This window comes from Alteromonas mediterranea DE (assembly GCF_000020585.3).
In the GTDB taxonomy this organism is placed as follows: Bacteria; Pseudomonadota; Gammaproteobacteria; order Enterobacterales; family Alteromonadaceae; genus Alteromonas; species Alteromonas mediterranea.
This window is the reverse complement of the sequence record NC_011138.3, coordinates 2,698,699-2,723,161: the sequence shown is the minus strand read 5'-3', so window position 1 is coordinate 2,723,161 and position 24,463 is coordinate 2,698,699. Positions and strand designations below refer to the sequence as shown.

The following is a 24,463-nucleotide window of genomic DNA, read 5'->3' as shown; positions in this document are numbered from 1 at the left end:
CTGCAAATAACAATCTATCAGTAAAAACAATACGTTTATTTGATTGTTGTTGTAAATAATTTGTTAAGTTTGACCGTAGGTCTATTGAAGATTGTTCAGGGAGAAGATATGGCGGGCGTGTTTCACCAATGTGGTCAAAGCATTTGCAAACGCACTAGAGACGAAATGGATGAACGTGCACGTATCATCGCGCATGCACTTGCTGAGCAAGGTGTGTGCGATAACGATGTGGTAGCCATTTTTATGCGAAACCACGTCGACATATTCGAAATAGTAGAGGCATGTCGATATGTGGGCTCGCGCTATGTTTTACTTAATTGGCACAGCCCTATTGTCGAACTTGTGCCTATTCTGGACGACTGCGGTGCTAAAGTGCTGTTCGCTCATCGCGATTTACTAAAGGGTGAGAATGACCTCAAACCATTGTCACTCGTTCCCACCTTGTCAGCGATATACACGATTAAAACGCCAAAAAGCATTTTAGAGCGCTATCATCTTACAGATAATTCACTGTTAGCATCCGAGCCGAAAGCTGGGGAACAGTACCAGTGCTTTGATACGCTATTAGCTGCCCCAAACGCAAAGCGGCACAGTAAACCGCCAAAACGTTTTAAAGGCATGTTTCCCTACACATCTGGCAGTACCGGAAAACCTAAAGGTATTAAGCGAGATGAAGACCTAACGCGGCCAGACCCGTATTTGATATTTAAGGGGCTGTCTGAAGCATTAATGCAGCTATCAATAGGTGATCGCTTTTTCGTCTCGGCACCACTTTATCACAGTGCACCACACGCGCTTACGCTCTGCTGTCTGGCAGCGGGTAATATTGATGTATACATTGAGCCTCAATTCGACCCCGAACGCTTTTTACAGGACATAGAGCGGTTTAAACTGACTCACGCTTATATTGTTCCCACTATGATGGTGAGGCTACTTAAACTGCCCGAGTCGATAAGAAGCAAATACGACACCTCAAGCTTGCGTTTTGCCTTATCAACGGGGTCTGCACTGCCAGGCGACGTGAAAGAAGCAATGATTAACTGGTTTGGTCCAATTTTCTATGAGTCTTACGGCGCTAGCGAATTAGGCTTTATGACCTTAATTTCATCTCAAGAGGCATTAGAGAAGCCTAATTCTGTGGGCAAGCCCATTCCCGGTGCAGCACTTAAAATACTGAGCGACAATAAAGAGGCTTGTGAAGTAGGGGACGTTGGCGTTATATACGCGCATCTTTCTATGTTCGCGCCATTCAAATATACCAATACTACGGGCACGCCGAGTGACTTACATGTTGGTGAATTCACGACATTAGGCGATATGGGTTATGTGGACGAAGATGGCTACTTATATATTTGTGATAGGAAAAAAGACATGATCATCTCAGGTGGCGCCAATATATTTCCTGCTGAAATAGAAAGCGTCATCATAGAAATGCCTGAGGTTGCAGACTGTGCGGTATTCGGTGTGTCTGATGCTGAGTATGGCGAAAAAGTCGTGGTGGCTGTTCAATGCTCACCCGGCAATACGCTTTCTATTGATACCCTACACGGGTATTTAGGTGGCAAGCTAGCGCGGTTCAAGTGGCCTAAAATGTTGCAAATACTCGATGCTCTGCCCAGAGAAGATACGGGTAAAATATTTAAGAACAAACTTAGAGCTCAATTTAGTCAATAAAAGAAACCACTAAAGCTATTTTGAAGGTTTTGTGAAGGTATAAATTAACGCTGGTCATGACCCTGTGCATTCGTGCTACATTGGACTTATTCCTAATAGGTAAGCTTAGACAAAGACGGTAAAAACGAAAAAGAAGGGAAGTGGTAAACCACCTGTTTGTACACTTAAGCCCAGAATTGAAACAGGTACTGCGACGCTGAAGTTTGGCTAACTTGAGCTTGGTTATTGGCAGAGCAGACCACTTTACCATTCAAAATCGTTACCATAAGCCGCAACAACGCAAAGGGTAAACTATGAGAAGAGCAGTTATCACCGGTCTTGGTATCGTATCAAGCATCGGCGTAAATAAAGAAGACGTACTTGCTTCACTTAAAGCGGGTAAGTCTGGAATTACATTTTCAGAACAGTTCGCCGAAATGGGCCTTCGCAGCCAAGTTTGGGGCGACATCGAAATCGATTTAAAAGAGCACATCGACCGTAAAGCAATGCGTTTTATGGGCGATGCAGCAGGCTATGCATACGTGGCAATGCAGCAAGCCATTGCAGACTCTGGACTAGAAGAAAGCGATATTTCAAACGAGCGTACAGGTATTATTGCTGGCTCAGGTGGCGCGTCTTCTGAAAACCAAGTGCTTTCTGCGGATATTCTTCGCGAAAAAGGCGTTAAGCGTGTGGGCCCCTACATGGTGCCTCGCTGTATGGCTTCGACGGTATCAGCTTGCTTAGCGACACCGTTTAAAATTCGCGGCGTGAACTATTCAATTGCCTCTGCGTGTGCCACCAGTGCCCACTGTATAGGTAACGCACTAGAGCTTATTCAACTTGGTAAGCAAGACGTAGTATTCGCCGGTGGCGGTGAAGAGCTACATTGGTCACTATCAAGCCAATTCGACGCGATGGGCGCGCTAAGCTCGAAATATAATGACAACCCAGCGGTTGCATCACGTACTTATGACGCAGCACGCGATGGCTTTGTAAGCTCTGGCGGCGGCGGTATGGTCGTTGTTGAAGAACTTGAGCACGCACTAGCACGCGGTGCAAAAATCTACGGTGAAGTAGTAGGTTACGGTGCTACATCAGATGGCTTCGACATGGTTGCACCATCGGGTGAAGGCGCAATTCGCTGTATGAAGATGGCGATGCAAAATATCGATGCTCCAATCGATTACTTGAACACCCACGGCACGTCTACGCCTGTAGGCGATGTGAAAGAACTTGCGGCGATTCAAGAAGTGTTTGGCCAAGCGGGCGTACCTATTAGTGCAACCAAATCATTAACGGGCCACGCACTGGGCGCAGCGGGTGTAAACGAAGCTATTTATAGCTTGTTAATGATGGAAAATAACTTTATCGCGCCATCAATTAACATAGACACGCTGGACGACGCGGCACAAGGCTTAGATATTGTTACCCAAGCACGTGAAGCAACGCTGAACACAGTGATGTCAAATAGCTTTGGCTTCGGCGGCACTAACGCAACGCTGGTTATGCAGCGTTATAATGGTTAAGCAAAACCGTTAGAACTAATAAGTTTTTAGCTTCATTTAAGAAGCTTGAAAACAAAAAGGGCGTAAACCCGAACACCACGAGTGTTTGTGTTTATGCCCTTTTTTATTGGTGTTATCTATAGCTTTCTAAAGTAAAGATTGCGAACACGACCGTTAGATATCCTAAAGCCATTCACCTTGCCGTGAACATCACGCTCAAATAGGATATCGCCAATTTGTGAGCTAAAAAAGTCATCTTTGACTGGCGCAATATAATGGTCGCTTAGACGGTGATGAGAAATTTTCAGCTGTTTATTTTCTGGTGAAAAGTGATAAGTGGAAGAAAGTTCAGGGCTGAAGTAACTGCCGGCGAATTGCGATAACCAGGTTTTGGTTATTTTGACTGGTGTATAGGCAACCGACACATACGTATCGACATTGTCTACTTTCACTGTCATTAAGCTTTTCTCGTCATTTTTAGTAAATTTAACATAAATCTCTCCCTCTACATTCAGCATCTTGAATGTGTTTTTGCTGATAGGAGCGAGGGCGCTTACGTCGTCTTGGCCCCTTGAATACATTAATTTACCGTTTTCTAAATATATCTCTCGTGAGTACGTTTCTGGTTCATACCAATAGTGACCCACAAAGGCATTTAGTATGTCTTCACTTAACTCAAGAGAATCAGATATTTGTTTAGGTGAGATTGACTCCAGAAATGCGTCAGCAATCGCGTTCTGAGGGGGAGGGTTGTTTTTCTTTATAAGCCTGTCAGCAATTTGCAGAGCCAATTCCCAAGGTCTTGCATCTGCGCCATTATTCAATATTGCTATTGCTAAATTTTGTTTAGGAAATCGAGCCAAATACGAACGAAATCCTGCGTCTCCGCCGCTATGCTGAATATATTTGGTACCTTTGTAGTAGCTAATAAATTGCCCATATGCACCACCAAATGTTTCTCCGTTGTTTAAGGACGCAAGGGTATTCATTTGCTCGATTACGGCAGGGCTACCCACAGTCGGTTCGGTGAAATTAGCCGACCATTTCAGCAGATCTTCTGCTGTCGTAAACAAACTTGTTGCACCTACATTTGAAAAGTTCAGCACACTTTTTTTGTAACCATTGCCGCTGCGTTCGTATGAGTAGGCCCTATTGCTAACGATCTTTTGATGGTCGTCGTAAAACAAGCTGTTACTCATATTCAATGGCGTGAACAGCCTTTCCTGTGTGAATTGAGCAAAAGATTTACCACTAACACGTGCAACAACCTCTGCTAATAGTGTGAACCCGGTATTTGAGTACAGAAACTCTTCTCCCGGTTTGAAGTTTAGCTCTTTCTGTTTTGCTACCATTTTTAGTACGTGTTCGGTAGTGATTACGTCATCTAATCGCCAACCAGCCATACGCAACAAATTCCATTGATCACGCATGCCGCTTGTATGTGATGCTAAGTGTCGTAAGGTTATAGTGTGACCAAAATCCGGTACTTCTGGAATGTATTGTCGTATGTCATCATCGAAATTTAACTTACCTTCTTCAGCAAGTAGAAGAATGGCGAATACGGTAAATTGCTTCGATACAGATGCAACGTGAAACATAGTTTCTGGCGTAACAGGTATATCGTATTCTAGGTTTGCGCTGCCATAACCTTTTGAAAATATAATCTCTCCATCCTGCATTACTGCAACTGAGGCCCCTGGCTTATTAATATCATCGAATTGGGTAAATAGCCGGTCAAACTCGAGTGTTTGTTGTGAAGGGCCATTAAGAGGCTTTTCAGGTTTTGAAGATGGTTGGCAGGCGCTTAAACCAATCAATAGTAGTAAACTAATGACTAGACGCGCTGCAAGATTAGGCATTTTAACGATTCCTTGTTATCACTTATTTTCAATTTTTTCCGACGAAGAGCAAACGTCAATACGCTGTAGAAAAACGCAAAAGCTATTAAACCGCATAATAAGGCAGTGACTCAAATATAACACACGATTTTTGTTCGACAGCTGCTTTTACGCAATCCTTGCGCTACTTGCTACTTGCTACTTGCTACTTGCTACTTGCTACTTGCTACTTCTCAAACAACATAAGATTGCTCGATACCGGTCATGGCTGATTTGAGTGTTAGGCCACTTTTTGTCTTTTGAAGCCAGTGATTTTGAGGGGCCGACGTGTACGTGAAGCAGAAGGTCGGATTTTGATTAAGTGCAGTGTTTCGAGTGGCGCTAAACTAGTCGTTTAACGAAGTGCTCTGGAGCCACCTGTTAAGCCAAACTTTTATCACTTCATTGGCAGTCTTTGCCAATATCTGCCATAATTTGAGGGTGGTGAACATTCGGAAATAGACAATGGCAACTTTAAATGTGTCGCTTCCTGACGAAATGCGTACGTGGATTGATGAACAAGTAAAAACTGGCAAATTTGCTAATGCTAGTGATTATATTCGCGATTTAGTACGTCGCAATCAGAGTGAGCGAGAGGCAATTAGCTTAGCTCTCATAGAAGGTGAATTGAGTGGGAAAAGTGATAAGAATGTTTTAGATATTATTCAAGCTAAGAAAACCCGAGCCTCAGAATGAATAAATATACCCTCTCTAATAAAGCAGAGGAAGATATCTCCGTGATTTACGATTATTCAGCCAATATTCATGGCGTAACTCAAGCTGAAGCCTATCTTGTTGCCCTACACGAAGCTCTCGTTATTTTGGCGGAAAACCCTAGTATCGGTACTTCAGCAGAGGATATCAGAAAGACTTACTTTCAACTGCCAGTTCATAGGCACATGGTCTTCTATAAAAAAGTCGATGATGGTATTTTCGTCATTAGGGTGCTTCATCAACAAATGAAATACTCTATGCATCTATCCGATTGAAACTCTCAGGAAAGACCTAGTAATGCGGCGAAAGTGCCAAGTCAAATAGAGAAACAAATTACTCATTAAATGTCTGCTCATTTATTTCGAGCAACAATCACTACAGTAAATGAGCGATTCCGCTAATTATTTCGGTCAATTAAACTGGTAACGACTAAACAGAGTTTCTGGCTCGGGAATAGTGATTTTCCCATAATGCCGTTTCAGTAAACCTTCACTTTCAAGCTCACCTAAAAGCTGATTAACCGTTTGCCTGCTGCTGTTTATCATTTGCGCTAAAGACTCTTGCGAAAGGGTGAGGGTAATCGCATTGTTTCTTGGTAAGTGCTGACCGTAGCTGGTGGTAAGCATTAAAAGCCGTTTTACCAGTTGGTGCTTAAGGCTAAGCCCTGCGCTCGAGTCAATAAACTGAAAAGCACTGCGCACCCGTGTGCATAAAAGGCGAGTAAAATGCGGGTAGAGTTCAGGATATTGCTCAAGCAGTGCTTTAAACGCGTTCTTTTGAATAATCGCCACGGTGCAATTTGTCTCGCAGAAGTTGTCGTGAGTACGAGGGAGGTCGTCAAACATCGATATCTCACCAAACCAGGTGCCGGGGCCCAGTAGCGCAAATAGCATCTCTCGACCATCTACGCCCACTGTAACAACTCTTAAACGGCCCTCGCATACCCCATAAAAACCGACACCGTCTTCACCTTTGGCATGCAGTTGCTGCCCAGCTTTTAGGTGTTTTAGACGCATCTTGTCGAACATGGCTTCCTGCAAATAGGGTGGAAGCGCGCCGAACCATGTAGAGCTAGCGAGAACAGGTTTAAATTTTTCCATTTAACAAATTTCTTACAATGTCGTATATCCGACAGTGTATAGCAATTACTGCGCGTAATGTAGGCGGTAAGAAAAAGTAAGTGGAAGTTTTATTGAAACGCTCAAGGTAGCGAGCCTTCCACCTAGGGCTCTCCCGCCTCAAATGAAATTAATTTGTACATTAAAAGAGTAAAGCTATGACAGATTCAGTAAAGTCGAAAGTTAGCAGTGAAGAATGGCAAACCCGTGTTGACCTTGCCGCATGTTATCGCGCAGTTGCTATGTATGGTTGGGACGACCTTATTTTCACCCATATTTCTGCCCGTGTTCCTGGGCCTGACCATCATTTCTTGATTAATCCTTACGGTTTAATGTTTGATGAAGTTACTGCATCAAGCTTGGTTAAAGTTGATCTTCACGGTAACAAGGTAATGGAAAGTGAGTACGACATTAACCCAGCAGGTTTTACTATTCATAGCGCTGTACATGAGGCTAGAGACGATGCAAAATGTGTGTTGCATTTGCACACAGCAGAAGGTGTGGCGGTATCCATTTTAGAAGAAGGGTTGCAGCCATACTCGCAACAGTCGCTTTTTCCGCTGGCGTCGCTTTCCTATCATGCCTACGAAGGCGTGGCGCTAAACCCAGAAGAAAAAGTGCGATTGGTTCGCGACCTTGGCGATACCCAATTTATGATTTTGCGCAATCACGGGCTTTTAACCTGTGCAGACAATATTCCCGATGCATTCTTGTTTATGTTTATTATGCAGCGCGCCTGTGAAATTCAGTTAAAAGCGCAGGCCACAGGCAAACCGCTTATTCCAATTCATTCGGCAATTCTAGATGGCATTCGAATGCAGGCCGATCAAGTCACCCGGCAGGCTGGTGGTTCGTTAGCATGGCCGGGTATTAAACGACGCGTTGAACGCCGTTTCCCTGGATATGACAAGTAACGGCGTGAAGTTTAACGTTATCTAATACGATGATCGCAACGGATGAAGTGGACAAAAAACGTGAGCTAAAGCGGTTTGCTCTAAGCGTTCCCGTTTTAAAGGATTGTATGAACTTCGGCCGTCTCTTTAATGTTGCGGCCAAACGTGCATCAAAATGACGTAAATTAAACGAATCACCGACAAGATAAATCAAGGGCGCTGGGTTACTAAAAGCCTAAGTTAAGGTACACTTAGCGCCATGAAAATACTTCTTGAAGATACCATTCCGTTTGGCACCGATTACCTTAATAGCGTAGGTGAGGTTGAAACCTATGCATGGCAATCTCTTGTGCCTGAAATGCTGCGCGATGTAGATATTCTTGCGCTACGTTCTACCACCAAGGTTACCCCTGAACTGCTGATCAGCGCTAGCAAGCTCAAGTTTGTTACTACGGCAACGGCGGGGATAAATCATCTAGATAAAACGCATTTAGATAGCGTGGGTATTATGCATAGCAGTGCAGCAGGCTGTAATGCCGTAGCGGTTGCCGAATACGTGTTGAGTGCTTTGCTGCACGCGCAAAAAGCCCAAAAGCTTGATTTATATAATGCGACAGTGGGAATAGTAGGCGCTGGTAATGTGGGGACTGCACTATCACGTATTTTAACGGCAGTTGGCATTGAACACTGCTTGTACGACCCTCCGCTACAGCAAGCGTTAGCCGGTACTGGTAAAACGAAGCATAACGGGCAGTCATTTGTAGATTTAGCACAAATAGCACAGTGCGACGTTATTTCGCTTCACGTGCCTTTTATTAAAGGCGGCGATTATCCCACCTATCAGATGATCGACAAGACATTTCTGGAAGGATTAACGTCAAACCAACTGCTTATCAATGCATGCCGAGGCGAGGTTATCGATGAAGCAGCACTGCTTAGCGTACTTCAAGGGGAAAAATCGCCAACGGTAGTACTCGATGTATTCGATAATGAACCTGCCATAAACACAGCACTATTTGATTATGTTTGGTTTGTTACGCCACATATTGCGGGTCATTCTGTAGAAGGCAAAGTTCGCGGTACGCAAATGATTTACGAACAAATTTGTGAGGTAGTGGGTACAGCACCAAACAAAGCGCTTAGCGACTTTTTAGAGAAGACCAACCCGATCAAAGCTGCGTTAAATTCGCCCGAGGCAACGCGGTTGTCGGTTGATGATCTCATTGCCGTATTCCACAATGTGTATGACGTTGCCATAGACGATGAGATAACGCGAAACGCATTTGCGTTAACGTCGGGCCATGATGAAACGCCAGACGCACACATTGCGAATACGTTCTCGGCACTGCGCAAGCAATACAGAGTGCGTCGCGAGTGCAGCGCCTATGCGTTACACTTGCCACAGAACACCAGTAAGCAAATTCAAAACACATTCACCGAGCTTGGCTTTCAGGTAAGCTTGGTTTAGTTATATATAAATTAGGAGCATAAAGCATTATGTCGCAAGCGTTTGACGTCGCGGTACTTGGCGCCACAGGTTTAGTGGGCCAAACCATGATTGAACTATTAGAAGAGCGAGACTTTCCGGTAAACCGTTTGTATCCGCTTGCCAGTAAACGTTCAGCTGGTAGTACCGTATCGTTTAAAGGCGAAGACATTGAAGTGTTAGATGCTGATGACTTCGATTGGTCATTAGTGCAGTTCGGCTTTTTCTCAGCGGGTGGCAGTATTTCTGCAAAATTTGCCCCGCTAGCCGCAGAGGAAGGCTGTATCGTTATCGACAATACTTCAGAGTTTCGTTACGAGCCAGATATCCCTCTTGTAGTGCCAGAAGTTAACGCGCATGCACTGGCAGAATTTCGCAATAGAAACATTATTGCCAACCCTAACTGCTCGACCATTCAAATGATGGTTGCGTTAAAGCCTATTCAAGATGCTGTAGGTATCGACCGCATTAACGTCTGTACCTATCAATCAGTATCGGGTGCTGGCAAAGAAGCAATGGAAGAACTGGCTAAACAAACCGCTGGCTTGCTAAACGCTCGAGAAGTTAAAAATGAAGCGTTCAGCCGTCAGATTGCGTTTAACGTTATCCCTCAAATCGATGTCTTCCAAGACAACGACTACACCAAAGAAGAAATGAAAATGGTGTGGGAAACGCAGAAGATAATGGGCGATCAAAGTATTTTGGTGAACGCGACAGCGGTACGTGTACCCGTGTTTTATGGGCACGCTGAGGCAATCCATTTAGAAACTAGCTCACCCATTGATGCGCAGCATGTCAAAGAGCTATTAGCTGATGCTCCCGGCGTTACTGTTTATGACGGAAACGAGCAGTTTCCTACTCAGGTAAGCAGCGCGAGCGGCAATGATATCGTGCACGTTGGAAGAATTCGCAACGATATTAGCCATCCATGTGGTTTAAACCTATGGGTTGTTTCTGACAACATCCGTAAAGGCGCAGCGACAAACAGCATTCAAATCGCAGAGACCTTGATTCGCGACTATCTATAGTTAGTAAAAGCGGTTAATTTTTTAGCCGCTTGTTCGGCTAAGCACAGGAAAAGGTAAATATTTTTCTGTGCTTGCCGATACGCAATGAAAGGGATGTTATTGAAGTAACATAGACGGTTAACTTAAGGGGCATAGTAAGGCAATACTGTCGTCAAACTAGATCACCCTTGATAACTGGTTTATAGTTTGTAAAGTTAGGAACAAAACAACGTTAAAAAACAATAGACAGTCAGACACTTAGGCAAAGTGTAAGAACACTTAAAAGCGCAAAAAAATCTTACCGCCAAGGTCATAACAACTGTTAAACGCCAACTTGATGAGAAACACGACAAGGTGGCTTCAGAATAAAAATAAAAGCCAATATTTTCTTCAGTACTGATTGGCTAAAAAATCCGCCCACAGGTCACGGGTGGTAAAGACGCTTGAGGGCATATAGGACTGCTATGAAATTGCATTTGACGGGCTTACTTTTACTCACACTATGTTTGTCTGGCCCTATTATTACTGTAGATGCACAGGAACGTGTTACCTTTCTAAAAGGTCCTAAGGACGCTACCGACCAATTTTCAGGGTTGGAATATGGCCCTATAGATGCCAACGACACTCTGTGGCGAATTGCCGAGCGTTACCGCCAGAATAATAACCTGAGTGTTTATCAGGTGATGGCTGCCATTTATGAACTTAACCCCAACGCTTTTGAAAACGGCAATTTAAACCTATTGGTTGATGGTGCTGTTTTGAAGCTGCCATCAGAACGCTACATAGCTCGTATTGATAAGCAAAAAGCCCAAATGCGCGCTGAACAGGACGATAGGGCATTTGCAGAAATGCTTAACCAGCCTGGCAGCAGTGTCAAAAACATTAAACCGGCGTCTCCTTTAGTTAATCAGCAAGACCTTACCCAAACACAAACTGACATTGAGCAGAAGATAACCCGTTTAGATGCAGAGCAAACACGTCAATTCGATGAGTTGCGTATGCAATTTGCTGCTTCATTGGAAAACGTAGAAGCCATTCTTAACGAAAACAGACGGCTGTACGAGCGCGTTGAAGCAGTGAATGGGGAGCTAGAATCACTACGAGGGCAAGTTGAAGGCGACGTAAAATCACAGCTTGATATGCAGGTAGCGCTGCAGCAAGAGTTGCTGGATATGATTAAGGCCGAGCAAGCACAGCGCGAAGCAGAGAAGCAGTCATCTTTTCTTTCAGCACTAACTAGCCCAATTAGTTTAATAACCGGTTCGGCGCTGCTCTCGCTATTGCTCGTGGGTGGCTTAATCATGTGGCTATTGAAACGCAATAGCAAACCGGAAGAAGAACCTTCGCCCGGCCCTACGATTACTTCCGAAAGTGATGATGTACCTGTGCCTGACGCGGATATCGGCGATCTTTCAAGTGCTCTTGCGCCAGATTTAGACGATAACGCAGAGTTGTCAGACGATGATTTATTTAACGACGATGATTTACTTGATGACGTACTGACATCTGATTTAGAGGAAAGCTTGGATGACGAACTTGAAACGTTTGCAGACCTTGAAGACGACATGTTGGTGCCAGATGATGGCGGCGACGATCTATTTGAGGCCGGTGACGACGAGTTGGACCAAAGTGAGTTAGACAGCCTGTTCGATGACGATGACTTATCAGATAAAGTCTTAAATGATAACGATGATGATGACCTAGAAGGTTTCGACTTATCAGGCGATGACGATGTTTTCGAAGAGAGCGGCGACGACAGTAGCGAGCAGGAATCAAGCGAATCTGACGATGAATTAGCAAGCGATGACGTTGAAGACTTCGATATCGATGACTTACTCGACGATGTGCAGAGCCAAGAAGCGAATGAGCCAGATACCGACGAACTGGCGGATGTCGATGATATAGACCCTGATGAGATTTTAAATGAGGTCAATGAAGCATCTGAATCAGGTAACGTTGATGAAGATGATATTGACGCGTTACTAGCAAGCTCTGTGGAAGAGGTTGAAAACGACGTTGATGATAAAGAAGAAAGCGAAAGCCTAACCTCGCTTCCGAGTGTGGAAGATGAGGATGATAAGCCCGAGATAAGTATTGACGACTTGCTAGAAGAGCATGGCGTTGACGCGGGGCTTACCGATGAATTAGATAGTAATGATGACCTCATTAACGAGGATATGCTGAGTAAGCTTGATGACGAGATTAATCAGCAGAACAAAGAAATAGACAAAATAACCGACGATTTGCTTAATGAAATTGAGCAGATAGAGATGATGGGCGGTCTCGGTGACGATGATGAAGATGACGATTTTGATGAAGAAATAACGACAACGTCTCCTTCGCCGCAGTCTATTCAAAGCCTTGACGCTATCACTGATGATTTAGATGAATTTGATAGCGATGAGATAATTGATAGTGACGAGATAGAGTTGGATGCTGATTTTAGCGACCCACTATCCGACGATCTTATTGCAGAGCTACAGGCCGAGGATGAAGCTGCTGAACCGGATGGTGAAGAGCCTTTAGCGGAAAAACAGCCTTTAGCGGAAAAACAGCCTTCAGCGGAAAAACAGCCTCTTACGTCTGACGCCCCGTCAGAAGAAAGCGCCCCTTCGGATGTGTCGGAACCAATGTCTGAAAGCGATGATGGTGAATTCGAAGACCCATTTACCGATGAATTACTTGCTGAACTTGAAGCTGAATTAGAAGAAGAGCCTGAGGTTAGTCCTGAGTCTGATGACGAAAGTATAGACATTTCAGACGGTGTAGATACGGACAATGCCGAAAGTACCGAAAGTGAAGACAATGAAGGCAGCGAAGATAATGAAGCAGACTTTAGCGACCCATTAACTGACGAACTACTCGCGGAACTGGAAGCGGAAGAGTCGAAAAGTAGCGAAGATGTAGACCTACTAACCGACGAATTATTGGCGGAACTCGAATCAGACGCAGTACAGGACAGCGACGAAGCCGCAGGTGATGAAGTAGAGCTAGAGCCTGCGCTCGAAGAAGACGAATCAGCAGGCGAGGCCGCAGATGAAGCAGCAGAGTTAGAGCCTGCGCTCGAAGAAGACGAATCAGCAGGCGAGGCCGCAGATGAAGAAGCAGAGTTAGAGCCAGCGCTTGAAGAAGACGAATCAGCAGGCGGAGTCGCAGGTGATGAAGTAGAGCTAGAGCCAATGCTCGAAGAAGACGAATCAGCAGGCGAGGCCGCAGATGAAGAAGCAGAGTTAGAGCCAGCGCAGGAACAAGGTGAAACATCTGGCGATCCACTAGATGATGCTATTGAAGCGTTTGAAAGAGAAATGATGGATGATATTCCATCGTTTAGTCAGATGGATACTGATGCTGTTGACGAAGAAGATACTAGCTCAGCGCAAGAGAGTACCTCACAACAAGATACGCCTATCGAAGATGAGCCGTCTTCCGATAAGGATGAATATGACGATAGTTTGTTAGATGCGGCGTTTGATGACATAGACAGTTTTGAACTTGAACAGGAAGTTGATGGTGTTGTTGACGATGAAGCGCCACAATCAGAAGAAAGTGTCGAAGATGATGCGCTTTCAATAGATGAAGAAACTCCTGCTGCTGCAAGTTCAGACGAAGAAAACCCAATTGATGAAAATAGCGTTCAGGATAGTAAACAAAGCGAGTTTAACGAGCTTGACGATGTACCAGGCCTTGATGATTGGTTAACTGGTTCAGACGATGACGATTCGGTGGACGACAATGAAATACTGGACGATTTAGATAGCGCAGAGTTTGATGAATTACTTCAAAGTCTTGAGTCGGACGGTTTAGCTGAACCTGCTGATATTGATGATGAAGATGAATCCACGGATTCTGAGCCAAAGCAAGATAACGAGGCTGAAGATACCTTCGAGCTTGAGCAAGATGATGAGGCCGAAGATACCTTCGCGCTAGAGCAAGATGACGAAGCCGAAGACACCTTCGGGCTAGAGCAAGATAACGAGGCTGAAGATACCTTTGAGCTTGAGCAAGATGATGAGGCCGAAGATACCTTCGCGCTAGAGCAAGATGACGAAGCCGAAGACACCTTCGAGCTTGAGAACGACACAGACGAGTTAGATGATCTTGCTATTCCAGATGACGTTGATTTAGATATCGCCACGCCATCTGAGGTCGAGCCCGATGGGCCGCTGTCAGAAGAAGCACAAAGCTCTGAAACGCAAGAGAACGACCTGAAGCTTGATAACCCTGACTTAGACCTAGCGGCATTATTAAGTGACGGAGAAAGTGAAGGTGATTCGCAAACGCCACCTGAAGATTTTCTAGACGTAGAATCGTTAATGGATGACGGTGATGATGGAAATACAATAGACCCAGACAGCCAAATGCTAGACCTTGACGTGAGTTTATCTGATTTCACAGGCGTATCTGATGAGGATACTGTTATTGATATTGATAAAGACGCAGGTCAGAACGCTAACCTTGATTTGGCGCGAGCTTATATAGAAATGGAAGATGTGGAAGCGGCAAAAGAGTTACTTGACGAAGTAATAAAAGAGGGTAGTGAAGAGCAAAAGCAGGAAGCGGAGTCCATACTGGCTAAAATCGTATAGCGGACAATAGTTTTTAAAAAATTAATGAATATCGGCCTGTTTACTTTTACGGTATACCGGTCTTTTTATATGGGGCTTTTAGGTAGTCACGTCGTTGCAAGTTGCTAATGAGATGACTACACTTAGCGCCTTTTTAGCGAAGGGGTAACACAGACATGGGGCGAATTGCCTTAGGGATTGAATACGATGGGGCTGCTGTTTACGGTTGGCAACGCCAGCGGGAGGTACCCAGTGTTCAAGAGCATCTTGAGAAAGCATTATCAACGGTGGCCAATGAGCCTATTGAGGTGCAATGCGCTGGACGCACTGATGCAGGTGTTCACGCCACTGGCCAAGTTGTTCACTTTAACTGTGACGCACCACGGTCAGAGCGTGCATGGACGTTAGGTGTAAATGCTAATTTACCAAACTCTGTTGCCGTTACATGGGCAAAAAATGTGGCTGATGATTTCCACGCACGTTTTTCAGCTACCCATCGCCGCTATCGCTATGTTATCCACAACGCCAAAATGCGCCCCGCCATACTCAGTTCGGGCGTTACCCACATTCATCGCGAATTAGACGAAAAAAAAATGCACCTTGCTGCTCAAGCACTATTGGGTGAGCAGGATTTTACGTCGTTTCGCGCCGCGCTATGCCAAAGTAAAACGCCGTTTCGCAACGTTACCAATGTAGGCGTGTACCGCCAAGGTCGCTATGTGATTATAGATATCCGTGCCAATGCTTTCCTGCATCACATGGTTCGCAATATCACTGGCGCGCTTGTTGAAATTGGGGCAGGGGAGCAAGATGTAAACTGGATTGCTCACCTGTTAAGTTTAAAAGATAGAAGCAAATCTGCAGCCACGGCGAAGCCAAACGGTTTGTACCTGGTAGACGTAACTTACCCTGAAGAGCATAACCTGCCTAAAGGGCCTTTNGGGCCGCTGTTTCNTGCCAGATTGCACATAGCACCGTCGACGTATACAAGGAAGTCGTGTGACCACGTTTCAATTATTATCAAGAATTTTTGGTTTATTACTGTGTTTAACGGCATTAGAGTGTGGTGCCGATATAAAAGATAAAATCTCTAGCGTACGCTTCGCGGTTAACACACCAGGCGCTGCCCCTTATTTATATTATGATGAGAATTCAAAACGCTATGAAGGCATAGTCGTCGATTTTTTTAACTCGGATGAGCTAGCGAATCAGTTTCGTATCGTTTATTTAGACTCGAATCGTGCTAGAAGCGAAGATTTATTAAAGTCATCATCGATAGATTTGTTTTTATCTTCTGAAAGTTGGATAAGTAAACCGAACGACTTTCTGTTTAGCGAAGAGTTGATAAAGCATGACAGCTATATCTACTCAACTTCAAATTTTGAAGGGCCATTTGTACCTGAGGAAAACTTATCTTCTAGTATTTGTACTAGATACGGCTTTACTTATCCCGTTTTACAGCAGTACTTTGAGAGAAAAGAAGTCAATATTCAGAGGGTTGACTCAAGTAGCCAATTTACAATGGCTATGATGATGTCGAAAGGGCGCTGTGACTTTGCGATAATGAATGAGCATAATGCGCGTGCTGTTATGTTTAACAAGACGTTTTGCTCTTCGGAATTCTATCAGTCACCTAACGTTGTTAGTCGGGCTCATTTAGTGTTTGTTATTCGTTCTGATTCAAACTCTCTCAAAAATAAAATAGATAGCGCACTGAAGCATTTTGTCGAAAGCGGACAAAGGCAACTATCGCTAGAACGTCATTCAGGGGTTAATCAGTTTCCAAAAGTTAAATGTCACGGTGCTCGGTGAAACCAGCATTCTATGAATCTCGCAAGTGATAATTTAAGTAAAAGCTAACAGCGGTTAGCATTACTTATGTCGACTGCTAACTTCTAAGACCAGTTTTGTTTTTTCCATTTCGTTGTATTGTGGTCTAATAGCGCGCTATATTAGGTAGCTGTTCTATTGTGTTACGCATTTTTTCTTTGTAATACAGTATGAAACTTAAAAATTTAATGTGTTGTTGACCACAAGTATGAACAAATATTAATCGTCACGGTCGGCAAACAAAAACAAAGGATTCAATTTCCATGAGCTGGATTCAAAAAATTCTTCCTCGCACGCAAACATCGCACAAAGGTAATGTACCTGAGGGTATTTGGACAAAATGTGGTTCGTGCCAAGCTGTGCTGTATAAAAGCGAACTGGAAAAACTTCAGGAAGTTTGCCCTAAGTGTGATCACCACATGCGAATTACAGCACGCCGCCGCATTGATGCGTTCCTAGACGACGGCGATCGCGTAGAACTCGGTGCCGAGCACGAACCTCAAGACGTACTCAAATTTAAAGACTCAAAGCGCTACAAAGACCGTATAGTAGCTGCGCAAAAATCCACTAACGAGAAAGACGCACTAGTGGTCATGCAGGGTAAGCTTAAAGGCATGCCAGTTGTAGTTGCCTGCTTCGAGTTCGCCTTTATGGGTGGGTCAATGGCCTCGGTTGTCGGTGCGCGTTTTGTTGCCGCAGTAAATGCGTGTTTAGAAAACGACATGCCGCTTATTTGTTTTAGTGCAAGTGGTGGCGCGCGTATGCAAGAAGCCCTCATGTCACTAATGCAAATGGCAAAAACTTCAGCAGCCTTGGCCAAAATGAGTAAAAAAGGTCTGCCTTACATCTCAGTTTTAACAGACCCTACAATGGGTGGTGTTTCTGCAAGCTTAGCTATGCTTGGTGATATCAACGTGGCAGAGCCAAAAGCGCTTATTGGTTTTGCTGGCCCTCGCGTAATTGAACAAACGGTAAGAGAAAAACTGCCTGAAGGTTTCCAGCGCAGTGAATTCCTTGTTGAGAAGGGCGCAATTGATATGATTGTTGACCGCAGAGATATGCGTGATAGATTACACAGCCTGTTGGTTAAGTTGCATTATAAGAATTAGTGAATAACGAAAACAATCTAAAAGCTGGCTCGGCGCCAAACGCAAACGAGGGCACATTGTCTTCAAATACGCAAAAAAGCCTGGGCCAGTGGTTATCCTACCTCGAATCTATTCATCCTAGTGCCATTGATATGGGGCTAGACAGAGTTAAAGCTGTAGCGCAGTCTATGGCGCTTTCTTTATCGCAATCGCTTGTTATTACGGTAGCTGGTACTAACGGTAAAGGCACCACGTGTCGTTTGCTCGAGCAAGCTATGCTGTCGCAAGGAAAAAGTGTTGCGGTATACAGTTCGCCCCATTTAACCGATTATCGAGAACGGGTTCGTTATAATGGTGAGTTACCGCCAGCGAATGAGTTCGTTAAAGCTTTCGAGTTTGTTGAAAAGTCGCGAAAGGAAACGGAAGGCGACCCCATCACCTTAACCTATTTTGAATTCGGCACCTTAGCGGCAATGAAAATGATGCAGTCGTGGGAAGTGGATGTGGTTATTCTAGAAGTAGGGCTTGGCGGGCGACTCGATGCGACCAACATTATCCACCCAGATTTGGCCATCATCACTACTATCGACCTTGACCATCAAGATTGGCTAGGCAATACCCGTGAAAAGATTGCCCGAGAAAAAGCAGGCATTATGCGTAAAAACGGTAATGCGGTGGTGGGCGATTTATTCCCGCCATCTTCGCTTTACGATGTGGTAAACGAGCTACAGGCGAATGTACGCTGGGCAACACAAGACTTCGTTACTGTAGTAGCAAGTGATTATAGCGAGTGGAGCTGGAAAGGAAAAAACAGCAGCTATGCATCGTTACCTTATCCAAAGATCCCACTTCAAAACGCAAGCACTGCGCTTGCCGCATTAGAATTGCTAGAGTTACTGCCTGAAGAGCAAGTGGTTCGAGATATTATTAAAAACACCACTATGCCAGGACGACAGGAAACCATTAGCGAGTCGCCATTAGTGGTTGTAGATGTAGCGCATAATCCACAAGCAACGGCTGAGATGCAAAACTGGCTAAACCGATACGATGTAAGCAAGATGCGTATTGTGGTAGGCATGCTTAAAGATAAGTCTATAGCGGAAACATTGGCCCCTTTAGCAGCGCTGAATGCTGATTGGTATGTAGCATCCACAAGTGGCCCGAGAGGGTGTGAGGCAGAAGTACTTGAAAATGCACTTGTTAATGCCGGCACAACCATAGAGAATATAGAGACGTTTCAAACCGTGACCTCGGCATATCAACGCGCGCTTGCAGATTATCAAACCGGTGAACTTATTCTCGTTTTTGGTTCTTTTGTTACCGTAGCAGACGTGCTTGCTGAGCAAAACTAACACGGTCTTTGTAGAGTAAAAATACGTGTATTCAAGCAGGAGAGCACAGTGACATCGGCATTAAAGAATAGACTGGTAGGAACGATTATCGTCGTTGCTTTAGCGGTCATTTTTTTACCAGACTTTCTTGATGGCAAAAAGCAAACTAACAGAGAGCCTTTCGCCTCTGTCCCTGCTAACCCTCCCAAGAAACCAATTGTAGATCCTGAACCTTTTCCTTCTGAGCGGGTGGCAAAAGCGGCGGTTCCTGCTGTAAAACTAGAAGACGAAAAGGCAATTGACGATGAGCCCGCACAGGCTCAGTTGTCTGAAAGCTCGAAGGCAAACGTAGCGAAATCGCCACAAACGAAAGTTATTGAAGAAGATAAGCTTGCTAGTCAAACCGTTGTCGATACGAAAAGTGCTACGGCCGACGACGATGCGGGTTGGGTAATTCAACTTGGAAGTTTCCGCCACGAAAAAAATGTTAAGGCGCTACTAGCTAAGCTGGAAAAAGCAGGCTATCGCGCGTTTAGCCGTAAAATCCAAACAAACTCGGGGCCACTTAACAAGGTTTTTGTTGGCCCTGACCTAGATAAAAAGAAGCTTGAATCAGCGTTGCCACATTTAAAAGAACTCACGAGCCTTAAAGGTAAAGTCACCACGTTTAAAGTGGAGTAGCTCCTTAGCTTTAGTGTGACGATTAGCATTACAGACTAGTAATATTTCTATCTTCTGTTAGAATGCGCGCCATCTCGCCAAAGGCTCGTTGCTTCACAACTGAAAGCAACATCAACGCAATAAAGAGACGATGAACTGGGTAGACTTTTCCATACTGGGTATCATTGCGGTATCTACCTTAATAAGCCTTATTAGAGGGTTTGTTAAAGAAGCCATCTCATTAGTGGTATGGTTTGCTGCACTCTTTATTTCAAGCAATTTCTACGCTGACCTCGCCGTTTACTTCACGGCCATTGACGATCCGTATCTAAAAAATGGCGCTGCCATTGCCGCGCTATTTGTCGCAACGCTCATTTTGGGCGGTATGATCAATTATGTAATTAGCCAGCTGGTACTGGCCACCGGGCTGTCTGGTACAGACAGAGCCCTAGGTATAGTTTTTGGCGCATTGCGTGGCGTGCTTATTGTTAGCGCATTGCTCTTTTTCATGGATACCTTTACTAGTGCAGCCACTGCAGCGTGGTGGCAAGCGTCGGTACTCATCCCAGAGTTTGGTGTCATTATTGAGTGGTTTTCAGTTATGTGAAAGACTCCTCCAGTTTTTAAATCCCGCTTGAAATAGGTAACGCACATGTGTGGTATAGTCGGAATAGTTGGTAAAACGCCCGTAGCTCAGTCACTGTACGACGGTCTAACGGTTATTCAGCACCGTGGACAGGATGCCGCAGGCATAATGACTATCGACCAAAATATGTTTAATTTGCGTAAGGCAAATGGCTTGGTTCGGGATGTTTTTCATACGCGTCATATGAAAAGGCTATCGGGCAATATGGGAATTGGTCATGTACGCTACCCAACTGCCGGTACATCAAGTTCAGCTGAAGCCCAGCCGTTTTATGTGAACTCGCCGTTTGGTATTGCCTTTGCGCATAACGGTAACCTTACTAACGCCCATGAGCTTCAAGAAGAAGTTTTCCGCATTGCTCGTCGCCATATCAATACCACCTCAGATTCAGAGCTTCTACTAAACATTCTTGCTCATGAGCTTCAGCAGGTAGCGGGTTTAAGCGTAAGTGCTGAACACATATTTGAAGTGGTAACTAAAGTTCATAAGAAAATACGTGGTGCCTATGCCGTAGTGGCTGCCATTATTGGTCAAGGTATTGTGGCGTTTCGCGACCCGCACGGTATTCGCCCATTAGCGCTGGGCAAGCGTATGAGCGAACTGGGTGAAGAATGGATGGTCGCCTCTGAAAGCGTTGCACTTGATGCGGTAGGCTTTCAGTTTGTACGTGACGTTATGCCGGGTGAAGCGGTATTTATTACCGAAGAAGGTCAGCTACACACCAGACAGTGTGCTGAAAACCCAGTCACTTCACCTTGTATCTTTGAGTTTGTTTACTTTGCACGTCCAGATAGCTTTATTGACGGTATCTCAGTTTATGCGTCACGTGTAAACATGGGTCGTAAACTTGGTGAGAAAATAAAACGTGAGTGGGCTGACCTCGATATCGACGTGGTTATTCCTATTCCTGAAACATCCATGGACGTCGCGCTTCAAATTGCGAATACACTAGAGCTGCCGTATCGCCAAGGCTTTGTTAAAAACCGCTATATAGGGCGTACATTTATTATGCCTGGCCAAACCATGCGTAAGAAATCAGTACGCCGTAAGCTGAACGCCATTTCATCTGAATTTAAAGGCAAAAGCGTATTACTTGTCGATGACTCTATCGTTCGTGGCACAACATCAGGGCAAATTATTGAAATGGCCAGAGAATCTGGCGCGAAGAAAGTGTACTTCGCATCAGCTGCACCAGAAATTCGCTTCCCGAACGTATACGGTATCGATATGCCTTCGGCTAACGAACTTATTGCCTACGGCCGTGAAATCGATCAAATTGCCGAGCTTATTCAGGCGGATGGGCTCATTTTCCAAGACATTTCTGACTTGGTTGAAGCAGTTCGTGAAGAAAATGAATCAATACAACGCTTTGAAACGTCTGTTTTTGATGGCAACTACATCACTGCCGACATTGACCAAGAGTACCTTGAGCGCATCGACATGTCGCGCGGGGAGCAGTCGCGAAATGCGCCTGTTGTTCAGGCTGAGCTAAGTAATCTTGATGTACACAACATTGACGCAGCAGACTAATTACAGTTGATATGCCTAATAAAGAAAAGCCGCTTTAAGAAGCGGCTTTTTTACAGGTATTAGTGAACAAATACTGGCCCGCCAGTTACGCCCCACAGCAGAACTGACCCTGTCATAAGAATAACAAGCAGCACTAAACCACAAGTTACCACCGAGCTTGAATAAATAAACCCTTTGTCCTCTGGCATGTGCATCAAAATGGGAACGCCTGAATACAGTAGGTACACCGAATAGCTGATGCCTACTAATAATGCTGTCATCACAACCCATAGCTCGGGGTAAAGACCGGCAAAACCCACCATGAAAAGTGGCGTTGCGGTATACGCGGCAAGCTCTAAAGATTGGGTATAAGTTGGCGTAGCGTCAAATGCTTTCGCTAACTCATGAATGAGGACGGCTAGGGCGACTACACCGCCAATTAAGCCGAAGTACATGCCTATACCCATCATAATAGCGGTATTTTCGCTTAGTCTTATTACGTCGCCAGCTCCAATGCTCCAACCGGTGTGAGCACTTGAATAGTAAGCAACGAGTGAAGGAATGAGCGCTATAAAAGCAATATGGGTAAGCGCGTAGAAATAGGTTTCGTGCTTGGTATCAATGGTTTGCCACTCTTCTCTGGGATGAGTGTAAATACCAATTAAATGATTCAAAATCATAAAGTCCTGCCTTGTTCACCAACGTTATTTTAAGAATATTGTTGTGAGGCAGTGAAACACACGAATAAGCCGTAAATTCGAATACTCACGGACACAGCGCAAAGCGCTAAAAAACTGCCATTAACAATACATTTACAAATCGAGTGTGCAGCAGAAACGCAAAGCCGTCAATATAAATTGGTTGATTTATGAACGAGGCAAGCCTGTTAAGTAAAGTCTGGTGCACCTGAATGGAAGCGCAGTTCATTATCGTCGCTTTCAATCAATGATTTTTCTACGCTGCCAAAGTGGTTAATGCGCTCGCTGATGTCGGTTTTAGATATCTGACTGGCTAAGGTTAAATAATCTTCGAAATGGCGTGCCTCTGAGCGCAGCAGTGACACATAAAACTTACCTAAGTCTTCGGAAACATGCGGGGCTAGCTTGGCAAAACGCTCGCATGAGCGCGCTTCGATATAGGCACCACAAATGAGCTTGTCGACAAGTTTTTCTGGTTCGTAAGTGCGTACGTGACGGAGTAAGCCGTTGGCATAACGGCTAGATGTCACCGATTTATATTCGAAACCTAGCTCGTGCATAATTTCTAGCACTTGATAAAAATGATGTAGCTCTTCTTTTATCAGCATTACCATTTTATCGAGCATGTCTTTTTTGAACGGGTCGAGGCCTTCTACATTGAACACACTTTTTGAAAGGTGCTTAGTGTTTAGGGATTGCCAATCGCCTTCATGGCGATACGTGAAATCTTCATAAGGCTTAAGCCACCCCAGTAGTACTTTACTGGTTTCCTCGTCGGCCACATAGCGGCGTAACAGGTACATGGCCGATTGTGCCGCTTTAAGCTCACAAATTAAGTGATCAGTAAGAATAACCCGTAAGTTTTCTTCTTTTTGTGCTTCATTTATCCACGACTGCGGGGTCTCGCAATGTAAAAACGCATTGACGGGTGAAAGAAGAGACGTTACTTCAGAAGGAGAAATTACAGACATGTGGGAGCTCGGTTTAAAGTGCTACAGATTTTCAGATACTTATGAATTTGGCATACTGCCGTGATTCGTTTCGGCAAACCTATGTTCAAGGCGTCTAAATGAATGCTAATTTTACTTGATACCCACAAGCCCTTACAACTTAAAATCGAGGCCTTTAAATTACAAAATGAATTATCTTGCCCATCTCTTTCTTGCTCGCCCCACTGCCGACTCTCATTTTGGTAACTTGTTGGGAGATTTTAGAAGGGGCGTTGATATCAACACGTTTGGAAATGCAGTACGGCTAGGCCTTAAAAATCACTACGAAGTTGATAGATTTACCGATAGGCACGAAACCGTACTAGCGGCGAAAACATTATTTCATAAAAGTCGCAGGCGCTTTGCGCCTGTAGCGCTGGATATCTATTTCGATCATTTACTTATCAAACACTGGGCTACATTTACACCACAAGGTTTTGATGATTTTCGGGAGCAAAGTTTTGCATTATTAGAAAAGCGCCTACCTAGTATGCCAAGAACTATGCAGTTAAGCATAGGGCACATGATCACTCACGATTGGTTTGAGGATTACGCGAGAGAAGATGGGATTGCGAAAGCTATCTCCGTAGTGGCTAAACGCATTCGCTTTGCCAATACATTTCATAAAAGCGTTGACGATATCAGTGAGCATCAAGAAGAGATAGAGCAGCTGTTTTTAGCATTTTTTCCAGAGCTCATTGCGCATATTGAAAATGAGGGGCCAGAAAATAAATCTGCGCCTCAATTTAAGTAGGTAAGCTAGATTACGAAGAGTATCGACGAAATTCGGCGATTTATCGTTGATTACAAAGCTGTATTATTAACCGCTATATAGTGTTATCAGCAGATGATACCTCAAAGCTTGCAAACTGAGGTATACATCAACGATTA

18 protein-coding genes and 2 pseudogenes are annotated in these 24,463 nt (G+C 44.5%); 16 read left to right on the top strand and 4 right to left on the bottom strand.

Translation table 11 applies throughout. From position 1 onward, the window contains the following. The first annotated feature begins 108 nt into the window (after positions 1–108). Together MADE_RS12085 and fabB are read left to right on the top strand one after the other, a co-directional pair. Positions 109–1,674, top strand: a complete 1,566-nt coding sequence (locus MADE_RS12085) for an AMP-binding protein (protein ID WP_012518845.1) — start codon at positions 109–111, stop codon at positions 1,672–1,674. A 293-nt stretch (positions 1,675–1,967) separates the two neighbouring features. Next, positions 1,968–3,182 carry a beta-ketoacyl-ACP synthase I gene (fabB, locus tag MADE_RS12080; protein WP_012518844.1) on the top strand — a complete coding sequence of 405 codons (1,215 nt, stop codon included), beginning with the start codon at positions 1,968–1,970 and terminating at the stop codon, positions 3,180–3,182. Positions 3,183–3,298: 116 nt separating this feature from the next. Here fabB and MADE_RS12075 read toward each other — a convergent pair whose 3' ends face one another. After that, on the bottom strand, positions 3,299–5,020 hold the full coding sequence (locus tag MADE_RS12075; protein WP_012518843.1) for a serine hydrolase domain-containing protein: 1,722 nt from the start codon (positions 5,018–5,020) through the stop codon (positions 3,299–3,301). Between the two features lie 483 nt (positions 5,021–5,503). Here MADE_RS12075 and MADE_RS12070 point away from each other — a divergent pair, with 483 nt between their 5' ends. Next, positions 5,504–5,734 (top strand): type II toxin-antitoxin system ParD family antitoxin, encoded by a 231-nt coding sequence (locus MADE_RS12070; RefSeq protein WP_012518842.1) that lies wholly within the window; start codon positions 5,504–5,506, stop codon positions 5,732–5,734. After that, on the top strand, positions 5,731–6,027 hold the full coding sequence (locus MADE_RS12065) for a type II toxin-antitoxin system RelE/ParE family toxin (RefSeq protein WP_012518841.1): 297 nt from the start codon (positions 5,731–5,733) through the stop codon (positions 6,025–6,027). Before MADE_RS12070 ends, MADE_RS12065 begins: the two co-directional genes overlap by 4 nt. 135 nt (positions 6,028–6,162) lie before the next feature. On the opposite strand, the gene MADE_RS12060 is transcribed toward MADE_RS12065, so the two are convergent. Next, on the bottom strand, positions 6,163–6,852 hold the full coding sequence (locus MADE_RS12060; protein ID WP_012518840.1) for a Crp/Fnr family transcriptional regulator: 690 nt from the start codon (positions 6,850–6,852) through the stop codon (positions 6,163–6,165). Between the two features lie 176 nt (positions 6,853–7,028). Between MADE_RS12060 and MADE_RS12055 the strand changes: the two genes are divergently transcribed. The 11 genes and pseudogenes from MADE_RS12055 (at position 7,029) to purF (ending at position 21,906) form a co-directional block, all read left to right on the top strand. Beyond that, positions 7,029–7,784: a class II aldolase/adducin family protein gene (locus MADE_RS12055; protein WP_012518839.1), complete on the top strand. Its 756-nt coding sequence runs from the start codon at positions 7,029–7,031 to the stop codon at positions 7,782–7,784. A gap of 238 nt (positions 7,785–8,022) precedes the next feature. Further along, positions 8,023–9,231, top strand: a complete 1,209-nt coding sequence (locus MADE_RS12050) for a 4-phosphoerythronate dehydrogenase (RefSeq protein ID WP_012518838.1) — start codon at positions 8,023–8,025, stop codon at positions 9,229–9,231. 29 nt (positions 9,232–9,260) lie between these two features. After that, positions 9,261–10,277 carry an aspartate-semialdehyde dehydrogenase gene (locus tag MADE_RS12045; RefSeq protein WP_012518837.1) on the top strand — a complete coding sequence of 339 codons (1,017 nt, stop codon included), beginning with the start codon at positions 9,261–9,263 and terminating at the stop codon, positions 10,275–10,277. 443 nt (positions 10,278–10,720) lie between these two features. Then, positions 10,721–14,842, top strand: coding sequence for a FimV/HubP family polar landmark protein (locus MADE_RS12040; protein WP_012518836.1), 4,122 nt, complete (start codon positions 10,721–10,723; stop codon positions 14,840–14,842). A 155-nt stretch (positions 14,843–14,997) separates the two neighbouring features. Then, a pseudogene (gene truA / locus MADE_RS12035) lies at positions 14,998–15,774 on the top strand (tRNA pseudouridine(38-40) synthase TruA); the annotation flags it as partial. Between the two features lie 46 nt (positions 15,775–15,820). Beyond that, the gene (locus tag MADE_RS12030; RefSeq protein ID WP_012518834.1) at positions 15,821–16,633 is read left to right on the top strand and encodes a substrate-binding periplasmic protein; all 813 of its coding nucleotides are present in this window, start codon (positions 15,821–15,823) and stop codon (positions 16,631–16,633) included. Between the two features lie 281 nt (positions 16,634–16,914). Further along, complete coding sequence (gene accD / locus MADE_RS12025; protein ID WP_012518833.1) at positions 16,915–17,760, top strand: acetyl-CoA carboxylase, carboxyltransferase subunit beta; 846 nt, start codon at positions 16,915–16,917, stop codon at positions 17,758–17,760. Further along, positions 17,760–19,091 (top strand): bifunctional tetrahydrofolate synthase/dihydrofolate synthase, encoded by a 1,332-nt coding sequence (gene folC, locus MADE_RS12020; protein ID WP_012518832.1) that lies wholly within the window; start codon positions 17,760–17,762, stop codon positions 19,089–19,091. The genes accD and folC overlap by 1 nt, the downstream gene beginning before the upstream one ends. A 48-nt stretch (positions 19,092–19,139) precedes the next feature. After that, a complete protein-coding gene (locus MADE_RS12015) occupies positions 19,140–19,751 on the top strand; it encodes an SPOR domain-containing protein (RefSeq protein WP_012518831.1) in 612 nt (203 codons plus the stop codon). A 130-nt stretch (positions 19,752–19,881) separates the two neighbouring features. Further along, positions 19,882–20,357, top strand: a pseudogene (locus MADE_RS12010) (CvpA family protein). A 25-nt stretch (positions 20,358–20,382) separates the two neighbouring features. Continuing rightward, entirely contained in the window at positions 20,383–21,906 is a 1,524-nt protein-coding gene (gene purF / locus MADE_RS12005; RefSeq protein ID WP_012518450.1) for an amidophosphoribosyltransferase, read from the top strand. Between the two features lie 59 nt (positions 21,907–21,965). Here the strand turns inward: purF and MADE_RS12000 are convergent, their stop codons facing one another. Together MADE_RS12000 and miaE are read right to left on the bottom strand one after the other, a co-directional pair. Next, positions 21,966–22,565, bottom strand: coding sequence for a Yip1 family protein (locus MADE_RS12000; RefSeq protein ID WP_012518451.1), 600 nt, complete (start codon positions 22,563–22,565; stop codon positions 21,966–21,968). A gap of 206 nt (positions 22,566–22,771) precedes the next feature. Then, positions 22,772–23,554 carry a tRNA isopentenyl-2-thiomethyl-A-37 hydroxylase MiaE gene (miaE, locus tag MADE_RS11995; RefSeq protein ID WP_012518452.1) on the bottom strand — a complete coding sequence of 261 codons (783 nt, stop codon included), beginning with the start codon at positions 23,552–23,554 and terminating at the stop codon, positions 22,772–22,774. Positions 23,555–23,720: 166 nt separating this feature from the next. On the opposite strand from miaE, the gene MADE_RS11990 reads away from it, so the two are divergent. Beyond that, entirely contained in the window at positions 23,721–24,326 is a 606-nt protein-coding gene (locus MADE_RS11990; RefSeq protein ID WP_012518453.1) for an acyl carrier protein phosphodiesterase, read from the top strand. Positions 24,327–24,463 lie beyond the last annotated feature (137 nt).

What these genes read in the sequence shown, in the direction of transcription:
- MADE_RS12085 (WP_012518845.1), top strand. Translation starts at nt 109, where the DNA reads ATGGCGGGCGTGTTTCACCAATGTGGTCAAAGCATTTGCAAACGCACT.
- fabB (WP_012518844.1), top strand. Translation starts at nt 1,968, where the DNA reads ATGAGAAGAGCAGTTATCACCGGTCTTGGTATCGTATCAAGCATCGGC.
- MADE_RS12075 (WP_012518843.1), bottom strand. Translation starts at nt 5,020, where the DNA reads ATGCCTAATCTTGCAGCGCGTCTAGTCATTAGTTTACTACTATTGATT.
- MADE_RS12070 (WP_012518842.1), top strand. Translation starts at nt 5,504, where the DNA reads ATGGCAACTTTAAATGTGTCGCTTCCTGACGAAATGCGTACGTGGATT.
- MADE_RS12065 (WP_012518841.1), top strand. Translation starts at nt 5,731, where the DNA reads ATGAATAAATATACCCTCTCTAATAAAGCAGAGGAAGATATCTCCGTG.
- MADE_RS12060 (WP_012518840.1), bottom strand. Translation starts at nt 6,852, where the DNA reads ATGGAAAAATTTAAACCTGTTCTCGCTAGCTCTACATGGTTCGGCGCG.
- MADE_RS12055 (WP_012518839.1), top strand. Translation starts at nt 7,029, where the DNA reads ATGACAGATTCAGTAAAGTCGAAAGTTAGCAGTGAAGAATGGCAAACC.
- MADE_RS12050 (WP_012518838.1), top strand. Translation starts at nt 8,023, where the DNA reads ATGAAAATACTTCTTGAAGATACCATTCCGTTTGGCACCGATTACCTT.
- MADE_RS12045 (WP_012518837.1), top strand. Translation starts at nt 9,261, where the DNA reads ATGTCGCAAGCGTTTGACGTCGCGGTACTTGGCGCCACAGGTTTAGTG.
- MADE_RS12040 (WP_012518836.1), top strand. Translation starts at nt 10,721, where the DNA reads ATGAAATTGCATTTGACGGGCTTACTTTTACTCACACTATGTTTGTCT.
- accD (WP_012518833.1), top strand. Translation starts at nt 16,915, where the DNA reads ATGAGCTGGATTCAAAAAATTCTTCCTCGCACGCAAACATCGCACAAA.
- purF (WP_012518450.1), top strand. Translation starts at nt 20,383, where the DNA reads ATGTGTGGTATAGTCGGAATAGTTGGTAAAACGCCCGTAGCTCAGTCA.
- MADE_RS12000 (WP_012518451.1), bottom strand. Translation starts at nt 22,565, where the DNA reads ATGATTTTGAATCATTTAATTGGTATTTACACTCATCCCAGAGAAGAG.
- miaE (WP_012518452.1), bottom strand. Translation starts at nt 23,554, where the DNA reads ATGTCTGTAATTTCTCCTTCTGAAGTAACGTCTCTTCTTTCACCCGTC.
- MADE_RS11990 (WP_012518453.1), top strand. Translation starts at nt 23,721, where the DNA reads ATGAATTATCTTGCCCATCTCTTTCTTGCTCGCCCCACTGCCGACTCT.